This is a genomic window from Neobacillus sp. NRS-1170, from assembly GCF_050468025.1.
In genome coordinates, this window is the sequence record NZ_JBITPF010000027.1 from 65,689 (window position 1) to 79,279 (window position 13,591).

General features: G+C 38.7%; 12 protein-coding genes and 1 riboswitch. Of the genes, 7 read left to right on the top strand and 5 right to left on the bottom strand.

Annotation, left to right across the window (positions count from 1 at the left end; translation table 11 throughout):
- Positions 1-46: 46 nt before the first annotated feature.
- Positions 47-1,894 (bottom strand): asparagine synthase (glutamine-hydrolyzing), encoded by a 1,848-nt coding sequence (asnB, locus tag ACIFOT_RS12815; RefSeq protein WP_430065012.1) that lies wholly within the window; start codon positions 1,892-1,894, stop codon positions 47-49.
- Positions 1,895-2,115: 221 nt separating this feature from the next.
- Here asnB and ACIFOT_RS12820 point away from each other — a divergent pair, with 221 nt between their 5' ends.
- Positions 2,116-2,679 (top strand): DUF2777 domain-containing protein, encoded by a 564-nt coding sequence (locus ACIFOT_RS12820; protein ID WP_430065014.1) that lies wholly within the window; start codon positions 2,116-2,118, stop codon positions 2,677-2,679.
- A gap of 130 nt (positions 2,680-2,809) precedes the next feature.
- On the opposite strand, the gene ACIFOT_RS12825 is transcribed toward ACIFOT_RS12820, so the two are convergent.
- Positions 2,810-3,178 carry a YisL family protein gene (locus ACIFOT_RS12825; RefSeq protein WP_430065015.1) on the bottom strand — a complete coding sequence of 123 codons (369 nt, stop codon included), beginning with the start codon at positions 3,176-3,178 and terminating at the stop codon, positions 2,810-2,812.
- 115 nt (positions 3,179-3,293) lie between these two features.
- The gene (locus ACIFOT_RS12830; RefSeq protein WP_430065017.1) at positions 3,294-3,731 is read right to left on the bottom strand and encodes a hypothetical protein; all 438 of its coding nucleotides are present in this window, start codon (positions 3,729-3,731) and stop codon (positions 3,294-3,296) included.
- 16 nt (positions 3,732-3,747) lie between these two features.
- Positions 3,748-3,834, bottom strand: a riboswitch (cyclic di-GMP riboswitch).
- A 385-nt stretch (positions 3,835-4,219) separates the two neighbouring features.
- Between ACIFOT_RS12830 and ACIFOT_RS12835 the strand changes: the two genes are divergently transcribed.
- Genes ACIFOT_RS12835 through ACIFOT_RS12860 form a run of 6 tightly spaced genes read left to right on the top strand, consistent with a single transcriptional unit; the run spans position 4,220 to position 6,188 of the window.
- Entirely contained in the window at positions 4,220-4,441 is a 222-nt protein-coding gene (locus ACIFOT_RS12835; protein WP_430065019.1) for a spore germination protein, read from the top strand.
- Positions 4,442-4,458: 17 nt separating this feature from the next.
- The gene (locus ACIFOT_RS12840; protein ID WP_430065021.1) at positions 4,459-4,716 is read left to right on the top strand and encodes a spore germination protein GerPB; all 258 of its coding nucleotides are present in this window, start codon (positions 4,459-4,461) and stop codon (positions 4,714-4,716) included.
- A gap of 22 nt (positions 4,717-4,738) precedes the next feature.
- Positions 4,739-5,353 carry a spore germination protein GerPC gene (gene gerPC, locus ACIFOT_RS12845; protein WP_430065023.1) on the top strand — a complete coding sequence of 205 codons (615 nt, stop codon included), beginning with the start codon at positions 4,739-4,741 and terminating at the stop codon, positions 5,351-5,353.
- The gene (locus tag ACIFOT_RS12850; RefSeq protein ID WP_430065025.1) at positions 5,350-5,556 is read left to right on the top strand and encodes a spore gernimation protein GerPD; all 207 of its coding nucleotides are present in this window, start codon (positions 5,350-5,352) and stop codon (positions 5,554-5,556) included. Before gerPC ends, ACIFOT_RS12850 begins: the two co-directional genes overlap by 4 nt.
- Positions 5,537-5,923 (top strand): spore germination protein GerPE, encoded by a 387-nt coding sequence (locus ACIFOT_RS12855; protein WP_430065027.1) that lies wholly within the window; start codon positions 5,537-5,539, stop codon positions 5,921-5,923. The genes ACIFOT_RS12850 and ACIFOT_RS12855 overlap by 20 nt, the downstream gene beginning before the upstream one ends.
- Positions 5,924-5,969: 46 nt before the next feature.
- A complete protein-coding gene (locus ACIFOT_RS12860) occupies positions 5,970-6,188 on the top strand; it encodes a spore germination protein (RefSeq protein WP_430065029.1) in 219 nt (72 codons plus the stop codon).
- A 45-nt stretch (positions 6,189-6,233) separates the two neighbouring features.
- On the opposite strand, the gene addA is transcribed toward ACIFOT_RS12860, so the two are convergent.
- Both addA and addB read right to left on the bottom strand, forming a co-directional pair.
- Entirely contained in the window at positions 6,234-10,013 is a 3,780-nt protein-coding gene (addA, locus tag ACIFOT_RS12865) for a helicase-exonuclease AddAB subunit AddA (protein ID WP_430065031.1), read from the bottom strand.
- Positions 10,006-13,491 (bottom strand): helicase-exonuclease AddAB subunit AddB, encoded by a 3,486-nt coding sequence (addB, locus tag ACIFOT_RS12870; protein WP_430065033.1) that lies wholly within the window; start codon positions 13,489-13,491, stop codon positions 10,006-10,008. Before addB ends, addA begins: the two co-directional genes overlap by 8 nt.
- Positions 13,492-13,591: the final 100 nt, after the last annotated feature.

Here is a 13,591-nt window from a genome sequence, read left to right on the forward strand (position 1 = left end):
AATCGAATAAAGGTTTTATTCCAAATTTAATCTATTGTTTATTGTATTAATTCACTATATTGATATTGTAATCTTTAAACCATGTGTGCAGCTGCACAAGGTAAGCCAATAATTGTGGTCCTGTCATCAACTGGCCAAACCATGGTTCTTGAAAGGATTTCCCTCCAGAATCAACAATTGCCTCAAGCTTCTCCTTATTAAAGAATTCATGTAAGGCCGAGGATTTATCCAACAGCACATTTTTTAAGATTTTCTGGACGGCCATTGTATACTGTGGGTTATGGGTTTTTGGGTAAGGGCTTTTTTTCCGGTAAAGAACTTCTTCAGGAAGGATTCCTTCAAATGCCTTCCGTAACAGTCCTTTTTCTCTTCCTCGATACATCTTCATCTCCCATGGGATATTCCAAACATATTCGACCACCCGGTGATCTGCAAATGGGACTCTGACTTCAAGACTTGCCCCCATACTCATCCGATCTTTCCTGTCGAGCAAGGTGGTCATAAACCAAGTCATATTTATATAGAATAATTCACGGCGTTTGGCTTCTTCTAAGCTTTCCCCATCTAATTTTGGAGTTTCCGCAATCGCCTTTCGATATTGCTCCAAACAATATTCCTGTAATTGTAATTTTTCCTGCCAATGAGGCTTTAATAAATTTTCCCGCTCTGACACTGAACGCATCCAGGGGAAGCCAGGCCGCTCCAAGTCCTGTTTACGATGGAACCATGGGTAACCGCCAAAAATTTCATCAGCACATTCTCCTGATAGACTTACAACAAAATCTTTTTTGATTTCTTTACAAAACCAGAGCAGTGAGGAATCAATGTCTGCCATCCCTGGTAAGTCTCTTACATGAACCGCTTCGATTAAATCACTAACTAATTGCTGCTGGGAAATGACCTTGTTATGGTGCTTGGTTTGAAAATTGTCTGTTATCATTTGAATATATTTCCCGTCCGCATCCGGCTGAAACTCATTCGATGAAAAATATTGGTCATTTCCTTCATAGTCAATCGAATAAGTATGAAGCTTCCCTTTATTTTGATCTGCGAAGCCTTTAGCAGCAATGGCAGTAATAATACTTGAATCCAGACCTCCTGATAAAAAGGTACATAAAGGTACATCGGACACAAGCTGCCTGGTCACAGCATCACTTACTAAAAAACGTACCTTTTCAGCCGTTTCCTCTGTATTATCCTTATGTTCTTGGCTTTTTACATTCCAATAACGCCAGATCTTTAAGCCCTCTTTAGAAAAAGTTAACGCATGTGCAGGCCTAAGTTCCTGAATTCCTTTAAACACACCTGATCCAGGTGATCTTGATGGACCTGCTCCAAAAATCTCGGCAAGCCCTTCTTGGGTTACTTCGGTTTTCATTTCCGGGTGAGCTAGGATTGCCTTAATTTCCGAAGCAAATAAAAGCCCTTTATGATGTTCCGTGAAAAATAACGGTTTTACACCTAATCTATCTCGTCCAATAAAGAGTTTTTCGTTTTTACTGTCCCAGATTGCAAAGGCGTAGATTCCATTTAGATAATTTACACACTCTTCCGCCCATTCTATATAGGCAGTTAACAGAACTTCTGTATCAGAATGACCTTTAAAGGAATATCCTTTAGTAAGGAGAATTTTGCGGATATCTTCAGTGTTATATAATTCCCCATTATAACAAATGGTGAATTTTGCGCTTTCCTTTTGTTTGGACATGGGCTGCCTGCCCCCTTCAGGGTCGACAACAATAAGACGTTTATGCCCAAAGCCTACATGTGTCTCAGTCCAGATGTTCGTTTCATCAGGGCCTCTCTTCGCCAGGGTTTTGGTCATTTTTTCAATTATATCTGTTTGGTTTCTTACGTCCATACCATAATTAATCCATCCAGTAATTCCACACATGTACGTATCTCCTTTCTGTCAATCGAACTACTGTACATCCAATTTATGGTTTATTGTATTCAGCCCATTATTTTTGGTTAATTGTCCATTATCAGAATCACATATTTGGTATACCAAAAGGGGTTTAAATAATAATACTTAATTAAAAAAATTACCTAGTTATAAAATTTCAGGAAGATGTCTAAAAAGGAAGATGAAAGCATCTGGTACGGAGGTTAATTATGAATCGACAACAACGAATGAATCTATACGATATTCAACAAAGAGCCTATACCGAGGGCACAGTCGAACAAATTAATGATCAGTGGATATTTTTTGATGAGGAGACGGAAGAAGCTGCTATGCTGGAGGATTACCTACAGCAGGAAATTGAAGTTTTCCGGATGAATCGATGGAAAAAAGGGATTTTGTATGAATCAGGGAAAATTCGAATCGGGAAAGAAGCGACCATGCTTCGTGACCATGACTTGGTGAGAATCCGGAAGCATTTAGTCTACTCTCTTGAAAGGCTTTTAGAAGGAGTTAATGATGACGCCTTCTTCCAATTTGTTACCACACTAAACTCGTTAAACTTTTCCATTTACGATTGTATTTATTGCTACAATCATCTCTCATTTTTATCGGATGAACACCGTAAAGATGGCGTAAATTTTATGGTTTTTGATAATCAAGAGCAAATTTGCAATGTTCAGCATCATTTTTTCTACTTTGAAAAGGTCAACGACCGCTTCGAATTCACTTTAAATACCGGAAAAAGGCTTATCATCGAAAAAATGATTTCATGAATCTAAAAAGGCAGGGATTTTCCCAGCCTTTTTTAGTTTCCAATTTCATTATATAAATTAGGAAAAATTTCGTAAAAAAAGCATAAATAAAAAGGCTGTCTTTTTTAGACAGCCACTACTTGTATAAATATTATGGATTTAAAAAGGACATTGGCAGTTGAACAAAGCCTAAATATAATACTAGCAAAAATGCCACTACAAACTGAATCCAAAATACAGAAACTCTCCTTTGGCTAGCAACTCTGCCAAGAATCATTTCAAATAAACCAATTACCCAAAGACCAGCGATTGCTTTTAACCAATACATTGGTGTAATATTTCCAACCCCATTTAATTTGGCTAGAAGCCCAATTCCTGTTGCTATAATGAGTAAGTACAGTACCCTTAAAATCATTTGAACGATTTTAGCACCTTTTGCTTTTCCTCCTTTATGTAAGGAAAGAGCCACGAAAAATAATATTAGAGCTAAAACCCATGAAGTAATATGAGCGTGAATCATTGAATTGCCTCCTTATGTATGTTCATTTCATTTATTCCGAAACTATCATACCATAGGGAGTTCCAAAAATCGAAAAAAGTATGTTCTAATAAAGATAATTAATATGAAATTGTTACTAACTCATGTCAGAAATTTTTTTGAGTTTTTTTATTGTTATCATTGGCCCGTTTGAAACAATTGGTGGAATCATAGCAATAACATGTCCCTCATTCGGCAGCATAAAATCAATAACAGGTGAACTTTCGTCGATTTTTCTTCCGAAAGTGGTGCCAATTTTTTTTACTACGCTTAATAAATGATCGTTATTACGGAATTGAATAGGAGTTAATAATATTTTACCATTCCGTTCACAGTACACTTCGTTTGGTCCATTCACCAAAACTTCTGTAACATCCGTATCCATTAAAAGTGATTTAATTGGCCCAAATGCATGAAAAGGTGTTAGCATCTTGAGCTTTGGAGTAGATGTTTGATTTCCAGAGGAAGAAATCTCTTTTTTCAATCCTCCATCGGTTTGATTACTTTGTTCTTGAATGCGCAGTAATAGGCCCATTCAGTCGACCTCCTCTTTCGGGAACTGGCTGGCATAGTGCTGATGCACTTTAGCCCCTTTAGCTTTGCGTCACTGATTTTCATCAGTTTTGCCTTTATCGAGAATCAGTAAATTTATTTTCGACTGTTCTAATAATCATCATAGTAGAAATTTACCTCATATAATATCCTACTAATCTATCATTTATAACTTTAAACAATAGTCATTTTGACTCATTTTATTGTTTTTTTGAAAAGGCTATTTTCAAAAAGATTGTTGTTTTTCGTAAAAGTTCATCAACCGGTATAACTAGATTCTTCGTGGAATCTTTCCGTAAGAACTTTTGCGAAAATGGCCTAACAACTTAGTAAATACCCTTAATTAAGCCCCAAAAGCAACATTTTTTACGAAAAGAGCCTTTGATAAAAAACTTTATTTGGGCGAAAGAATCACATTACACCCGCCCAATCATAGAATGTAAAGATATAAAAAAAAAAAGGGTGTTGAACATGCCAGCAATTGTTGGAGTTGCACAGGTCATAACACTTGGAAGCAGCTCTGTTTTCCATATTGGAGATGTCTATAAAATCATGCCATTTGCTGCAGCCAAAACATTCTCCGGCGCAGGCTCTTTTAATACAGGCGATATATTAGATGTTAATAACCAATTAAGTACAACAAATACCTATGATCCAGATACGATTGACCAGCCAATTTCCTTTAACCTGTAATAATTGGGGGGGTATTGATGAACTTTTATATTCAGCAGAATATCCAGATTAATTTTATCAAAATTGGCGGCATTACCAATTCCTCCGTCCTGCAAATAGGGAGTGCCGGAATTATTAAATCAGCAGCTTATTTATCTAATACAGGAGGATTCACCAAACCAGCACCGCCTACTATTAAACCTGGTGAAATTACAAGCGGGGCACCATCCTCACAATTACTACTTGCTCCCTCTGTGCCGCTGCAAGCACCAGTACGGTTAGGAAGTATTGAATAAGGAGTTATAGCGAGGTGATTTAATGTATCAAGATTATTACCAATATCTTCAATGGCTGCAAAAATGTATTCAGGCTCAAGAAAATCGAATCACGGCATTAGAACAAACGATTTTAATGATGCGGGATGAAATAAAAAAATTAAATGAAAAACAATCCATCCATGTCGATAAAATTGAATATAAATTCGATCAATTAAAGGTAGAAACTCTCGAAGGTACATTAAACATTGGCTTAAATCCTAATGATTTAGCGGGAATTGAGGACTTTGCTGTTCAAAATCAATCTTTAAACACTCCATTATCTCCACAATCAAAAATGCAGAGGTCCATTAAAATTGAGGAAGCTATTTATCAATATTTGGAGTTGGATTTACCACAAATAATTGAAAATACTCAAAATAAATTAGCCATCCCACCAAATGAATCCTATCTTTCCTTTATCAAAGAAGATATTTTAAAACAACTTCCTAACAGAATAGATTATCATTTAAAAAATATGAGGTCGAAAGAGAACTCTGAAAATAATCAGTTACACGACGACCAAATCATTGAATTATTAAAGCAGGAGATCCAAAACGGGGTATTTATTTTTCTAAGTAATATCCCAGAAAATGTGAAAGGAATGAAAAACGAATGATATTTGAAGTCTATAACCGGAATCTTTGTGTCGGAGACATTAAAATTACCGGCGTCTCCAGTTCCTCGTTAGTCATGGTAGGTGATACCGAGACCATCCAGTTAGCATCTGCATTTGACACACCGGCAGAATCATTAATCATTGGACCTTTTGTTCCATTGGCGGCGGATGTGACACCTGGCTATGCTACAGCGACTATCTAGTGTTGATCACCTTAAAGTAATGATTGCATCTTTCTCCTCAATTCTTCAGCTTGGCGATTCCTGTATTATTAATGGATTTTCCCGCGCTCTTGCTGTTCAAAGGGAAGCTGAAATATTTTTTGGGAATGAGGGCAATATGTCTTCCTATAGTATATCTACCAAACCTATTCCATTCCTGCCAATAAATGAAGCACTTTACTTTACCGCCCATAATACCAATCCTCTGATAAAAGTTCAAAACATGGATATAATCGGTTTTTCCAATTCATCCATTTTACATGTTGGCAATACTAAAAATGTATCATTGGAGGCCAGGGTTAAACACATACGACATGAACTTCTGTTTGGCCATGAACAGGATCTATGAGATACGCATATGTTATCTTATATCTTAATTAAAAAGGATGTATATCATGCCAGCCATTATTGGCCCAGTCCAAATTGTGAATGTCGCCGGCGGAATTGTACAATTCGGGGACACCGTCTACATTTCACCTAAATCCGGTTCCAAAACCGCAGCCGGCTCGGGAGCATTTAATACTGGTGGAATCATTATAACCAATAACGGGCTTAGTGGTACAAATGTACTTGATACCAATTTAATTGACCAGCCAATTGCGGGGAATAATTAAAAAATGACATAAACCAATACATTGGTCTATGTCATTTTTTGTATTTTAATCAAGTCTTAAAATATGAGCCCCGTCGAAGAAAAATAAATACCTCTGCGAAACCTTTCTTCGCCAAATTTGTTCAATAGCTTTTGAATAAATGTCAATTTGCAGCCTGTATCTTTTTTCAAGAATTGGTTTAGCCTGATCAAAACCGCCCTTATATCTGTCATTAATTCCATCGGATTTATAATCAATTAAGATTAGACCACGCTCATCTTCAAGGATGCAGTCGATAATCCCTTGGACAAACACAGATTCATTCTCGTCCTTCCAATCTGGATAAACTTCATGTGCTGGCAGTGAAAGTGTAAACGGAATTTCTCTATATATAGACTTAGCAGAAAAATATTTTTGTCCCAACTCTGTTTTAAAAAATTGACAAATTAAATTGGTGTCGATAATTCCCGCTTGCTCCTCCGTTAATAATTCATTTTGAACCATCCAGACTAGCTGATTGTGAACGGACTCATTCGTTATAGGCTTTGTCAAATCCACGTGCTGCATCACCATGTGCATGGCAGTACCGCGCTCAGCAGGACTCAATGACTTTTCCTGCATAAATTTAGGCCGTTTTAAAATTGGCTTTTTAATCCGGCGAACAAGGTCTGTACCACTTTGCTCGTCAGCTATCTCCCGCTGGCGTTTCATTTCGGAGACGGTTTGCTTAGAGCGATGAGATGCCGCATTTGGGTATAAATATTCCCACGCTAATCTCAAGCTAATTTCTTCTGAATAAGCAGAAGTTACCGGAACGTCATTTCCCTTTTGAACCAATTCTAAGTAATGATCCTCTTCCATTTCCAAAGTTAATTCCTGTTTTCTTATATCTTCCGCAGACATGATGGAAATTTTCCAACAGGAGGGATGATGTGTAATTTCCTCCGGTATAAACCCTCTTGCCTCAGCGGAAGGGCTTAATACCTGACCGTTCTGATGACGGATCAAGGCGGGTCCTATCCAGTCAATATAACTCGTGCTGCTTGCACGCTCATAATCCTTTAACAGCCAATCTTGATTCATGGACATGTCTATCCATTGTTCAATCTTTTTTATCGCTTCTTTTAATGTGGCTGTCATATAAAGCTTTTCCTTCGCTCTTGTCATCGCTACATATAACACCCGCATTTCTTCTGCAAGCATTTCCATTTTCTTTTTTCGCTTAAAAGCAATTTGCGGCAGAGACGGATAGGAAATTCTTTTTTCAGCATTAACATACTTTGCGGCAAATCCGAATTCCTTATCAAGCATATATGGTTTTCGTATATCCATCATATTAAAATTTCGTGCCATACCAGCCATAAACACCACTGGAAATTCCAATCCTTTACTGCTGTGAATCGTCATGATCCTCACAACATCCTCCTGCTCCCCAAGTGCTCTTGCTGCACCTAGGTCATCCCCTCTTTCCATCATTCGTTCTACGAATCGTAAAAAGCGGAACAATCCGCGAAAGGAGGTTTGTTCATAACCGCGCGCTCTGTCATAAAAGGCCCGCAAATTCGCCTGCCTCTGTTTTCCTCCTGGGAGGCCCCCAACAAAATCATAAAACTGGGTGTCCCGATAAAGCTGCCAGATTAATTCGGAAAGCGAGCCTTGACGTGCTAATTCCCGCCAAACTTTTAAATAGTCATAAAACAGACGCACTTTTTCATAAAAAGCTTCATTGCTTTCGGCCGCCCTACTCCGGCAAAAAGCAGAAACAGCCTCCCAAAAAGATCCTCTTTTCTGATGAATGCAAATCTTTGATAACTCTTCTTCATTTAAACCAACGATTGGCGAACGCAGCACGGACGCTAAAGGAATGTCCTGGTAAGGATTATCAATAACTCGGAGCAGCGAAAGCATTATTGCCACTTCGGTAGCTTCAAAATAGCCGGTGGATAAATTGGCGTAAATTGGAATTCCTTGTTGCTTGAATTCCTCCATAATTTGGGGTGCCCACGTCATGGAACGGAGGAGAATGACGATATCCCGATACATTATAGGCCGTTCCGATTTCGTTTTGGTATTATAAACTGGTGCTCCTTCTGCAACTAATTCCTTTATTTTGGCGGCGATTACTCTCGCCTCCAGCTGAGACTGCTCAAGATCTGCCTGATCAAATTCAGGCGCCTCAGCATTGAATTCATCTTCGCTGCCTGAAGTCGATTCCACTGTTTCTGCTGTTTGGTCAATAATCATAACCTCTACTGGAAAGGGAACTTCCTCGGGATACGGTGCACCATTTTTTAATTCTGCAGCTTCGTCATATGCAATTTCCCCGACCTTAACACCCATAATTTGTTTAAATAAATAATTGGTGGCATCGAGGACTTCTTTTCGGCTGCGGAAATTCTGGGCTAAATCGATTTTAAGACCTGTCAAGTCACCATCAAGCCGGAATCGATTGTATTTTCCTAAAAACAAATTTGGCTCAGCTAAGCGAAAGCGGTAAATCGATTGCTTAACATCCCCGACCATAAATAGGTTGCCGTTTTCCTCCTCCGGCTTAGCAACTAGCTTTAAAATCGTTTCCTGGACCATATTCGTGTCCTGATATTCATCACAATAGACCTCTTTAAAATGATTTCGAAAAGCGAGGGCTGCTTCTGAGGGGAAAAATTCTCCTTCTGGAGAAATATGACCAGTTAAAATATCTAGGCAATAATGCTCCAAATCCGCATAATCCACCAGTCCTTTCACTTTTTTTGCTTTTTCAAACCGCACGGAAAATTCTTTAACGAGATGGACAAGTGTTTCAATTAGAGGCAGCATTTCCACCATATCACGTAAAAAACATTCCGGCTTTCGGGAAAAAAGTTCTTCTTTAATATCCTGAATTTTCTTCTTTGCCTTTTCCCGGAGCTTTTGTGCCTTTTCTGTCATTCTTTCATCATATTCGCCCTTTTTCAGCCTTTTGGCAGTAGAAAATGACCAGTTCTGCATTGCCTGATATAGAACTGCCCATGAATCTTGTTTAGCTAAAATAAGCGTATCAATGACCTGTAAATCATCAATAAAATTTTCTGCCCTAGGGAAGGGACCTCCTGGCAGTTTTGTCAGTTCCAATCCCTTTTTAATCATTTCCTTGGCAGCTTCTAACTGTAATTCAATATCAAAAAGAAGCGCATGGATAAAAGGAAGTTCTTCGATATTGGTAATCCCGCCAACATCATACATGGAAACAATACCATGCAGGTATTCATCAGGGAGGGGATTGGACCTGGCAAAATCATAAATGGACCGAACAATATCCATTAATGCCGAATCACTCCGATCACTCGTAAATGAATCGACCAAATTAAAAAACACTTCATTCTCGCCTTTTCCATATTCTTCTTCGAACAACTCGTCCATTACTTCATCCCTGATTAATTGCGCTTCAGTTTCATCCGCGATTCTAAATCCTGGGTCTACATCGATTAAATAATAGTATTTCCGGATTACCTCCATGCAAAAAGAATGAAGTGTTGAAATGGAGGCTTTATTTAATAAGCTGAGTTGTTTTCGTAAATGTCGAGAACCTGGATCAGCATCGATTGCTTTTTCCAATGCTTCACCAATCCGGTGGCGCATCTCAGCAGCCGAAGCATTTGTAAATGTCACGACTAATAATTCATCAACATCGATAGGATTCTCCTCAGAAAGAATTTTTCGAATGATTCTCTCGACTAAAACAGCAGTTTTTCCTGACCCTGCCGCTGCGGCGACAAGAATATCTTTATCTCTCGCCATAATTGCTTTCCACTGGTCATCAGTCCATGTCACGTTTTCCGGCTTTGGCGGAATAACAAAATTACTCATTTGAATCAACCTCCTTCCGTATTAATCCAAATACCTCTTCCTTCGAATATGGTGTTAGAATTCTGTATTGATTGTTTTCAATCGATTCATCAAATTGACATACTGATTTATAGGCGCAAAATGTACAAGGTGTTTTATCCTTAAGTTTGTAAGGTGTGATGCCAATCTCGCCATCGATAATGGCATTTCCTGTTTTTTGATATAACTTACGGACATGCTCTTTGAGATTGTTGAATTCATTTAAACTCGCAACCTTAGATTTTTTGGACAAATTGCCGTCCTTCTTAATGCCAGCAGCAATTATTTGCGAATCTCCGGATTCAAGGGTTTGGTCCATCAAGCGGATGACCTTTTCATCACTCAGCATTAACCCATTCATTTTAAATTTTTTCAAGATTTGATTTTCAATTTCATCGATTGTCAGCATTTTGGTAGTATTAATGAATGGATTATGAACATGAAAATAGAGAACTCCAGCTGGACTTGCTTGCATCTCTACCAACTCTTTTGAATGTGTCATAACAATATCAAGATAGGTTAACATTTGCAGCGCAAGGCCATAATACACTTCCGTTAAATTGACATCCTTTTCGCTGGATTTGTAATCAATTACTCGTAAAAAGACTTGGTCAGCTTCACCTTTTGCTTGGTCAACCCGGTCAATCCTCCCCGCCAATTCCATCCTTTTCCCATTTTTCAATGTAAAGGACAACGGTGGCAGTTTCCCATTCGGACCAAAGGCTAATTCTAAGCCGATTGGCGAGAATCCGCTGACTTTTGCGTGCTCGCTTAAAACAAGAGAAGCACGAGTAATAATTTGCTCCAATTTCCGCTTGATATAAAGATGGCGCTCCGAACTGAGAAGGATTTCATTTTGAAGCTTAGGTGCCAATGTCTTAACTGCTTCTTTTGAAAGTTCCTCACATTGCTGTCGCGTTAACTGCGCCCATGTTAAATTTTGCTCATTGACGATATCCGCAATCTGCTTTAAAGCAGCATGAAATAATTCCCCAATGTCGGGTGCCTCTAAACGGAATACCTGCCGCTCACGAAGTTTTAGCCCATGCTGGGCGAAATGTGAGAAAGCACAACCATTATAAAGTTCCATTCTGGAAACACTTGCCTGGATTGCTTCACCATATAGTTCATCAGCTACTTCTTCTGAAAGTTTCACAGTCTGATTGGTGTAAAAAAGACTTGAGAATACTTTAAAAGCCTGTCCCTTCCACTTGCTATTCATGTAAAAGTTATAAACATCCCACCATAAATCAGAAATCGGATAATGACGTTTGTTCAATTGCAGCTGAGAATTAAGATAGGATAAGGCAGTTGTTACATTAGATACAAAGCCTAATTGCCCCTCCTCCGTTAATTCAGCAGGGTCTGTAACATAGAAATCCTCTCGGACGTCTGGAAACATATCTTTTATTCTTTTAATATACGAAGAGGGAATCAAAGCTTTTCCTTCATCATTTGCTAAGGGATAACTAACGTATAAGATTTCGGAGGGTGCCGTAAAAGCTTTATAGGCCAAGAAGTTCTCATCCAGCAGCCGTGTCCGGCTGCTAGGAGCCACCTTAATGCCTGCGTTAAATAGCATTTCTCTATCTTCGTCTGCTAAAATTCCATCATCAGAAATTTTACCAGGTAAGACGCCTTCATTAACGCCCACTACAAAAACCACCTTGATTTCAGTCAAGCGTGATTTCTCCAAATCTCCAATTATTACTTGGTCGAGTGCAGGTGGAATTAGAGAAAAACGCATCGATTCAAAACCTGTTTCTAAAATGGAAGCAAACGTTTTTAAAGAAACAGGCTCTTCTCCCAATATTTCAACATATTGATCAAGTAAATCAATTACAGAATTCCACACCTGTTCGTGTTCTCTTGCTCTTACTAAATTCCCTTGCTCTTCAGCCGCTATTTTCCAGTTTTCCAGCTTCGCAGGAATATCTAACTCCTCTAAAAATAAATAAACGGCTTCACATAGCTTTCTTCCTGTATCTGCCTTTTTCAAACGGCGGGTAAGGCGCAGTATTGGAGCAGTTATCATAAGTTTTAGCTCATTTAATTCCTGCTCCATTTCTTTTTCTGCATCTGTTTGAACATTCTTTTCCATTTCCAATGCTCTTATTCGCCGATAACTCCATCGATCCTTTTTCGTCCACTTACTGCCGTTTATCCCATAAGCTAATACATAGTTTTCCAATTTATCAAGCTTCTCTCGCATTTTTGCGGGACTATCTTGCAAAGGGTAGATTAATTCGGTTTTTATTACCCTGAAAACAGACTCGTAGCGCCAAAAAGAATTAATTACTTCCAGGCTTGAACGAATTAGTTCAATAAGAGGGTGGTTTAGCATTGTCCTTTTCTGGTCGATAAAATAAGGAATCTGATAATCAGCGAAAACGGGTTCAACTGTCTCATGATAATCTGCACCATTTCTTATTAATACCGCAATATCTCGATAGCGGTAGCCCTTTGTTCGAACTAATTGGCGAATTTCTCTTGCAATTCCCTCTATTTCAGCGCGTCGATTTACTGCCTGAAAAATTGTAATCGTTGGTTCCCCATCAAAAGCTTCCGCTGGTCGGACATCAAATTTTTCCTCTAAATGAGCTAATGACTTCGTTTGCCATTTTTTTTGTTCTTTTAGGACGATAGGTCGTTCGATTTCGATTCTGCCGGCTTTTGCTATTTCATAAATGGAAAAGCAGGCATCACTAGATAAACGGAACAATTCCAATTCGTCCGGCACAGAATCCAACAATATCCGATCGGTTGTCAAGGCGACCGAAACGCGTTTACAATGCTTCATTAATTCCTGAATAACCTGATATTCCTGTGGTGAAAAGTTATAAAAGCCGTCTATATAGATTTCAGCCTCTTTTAGATAATCTGAGGCTTGTACTTTCTCAGCAAGAAGTCGAAAATAATCTTCCGAATCAATGTACTTTCCAAAAACCTCGTCCTCAAATTTATGATAAATAAGCTCTAAATCATTCAACTTATCCTGCAGGGCTTTTGAGGACCCCTCGGACTTTAGTGAATCTTGAATTAGCTCTTCTGGACGAATACAATAACGCTTAAATTCTGTAATCATTTGTTCTAGCTGCTGGACAAAGCCACTCTTATCTGCCGCCCGGTGGAACAATCTTAATTGATCCTTTTGTTCTTCAATTATTTTCCGGATTAGCATACTCATCCCGACACTACTTAGATGAACCCGGCTTATTCCGCCAGTCTCTTGGAGTATGCGCCATGCCAAGCGAGAAAAGCTAAACACCTGGGCCCGGATCATTCCGCCAATCTCTGGATTTACGGCCAAACGGTATTCAGACAAAAAGGTCATCTGTTCTGGAACAATATAAATAATGGGATTCCCTTTCGGGTCTTCCAATAGTTGATTATGAATTTCGTCAAAAAACATCGTCGTTTTTCCGCTTCCTGATCGCCCAATTACCATTCTTAATGACATGCATTAACCTCTCCTTCCCTATCCCTTCAAAACTCTGTATCTTTCATTCTAACATAATATGAGTACAAACGTTTGGTTTGCTGCAAACAGATTCATACCA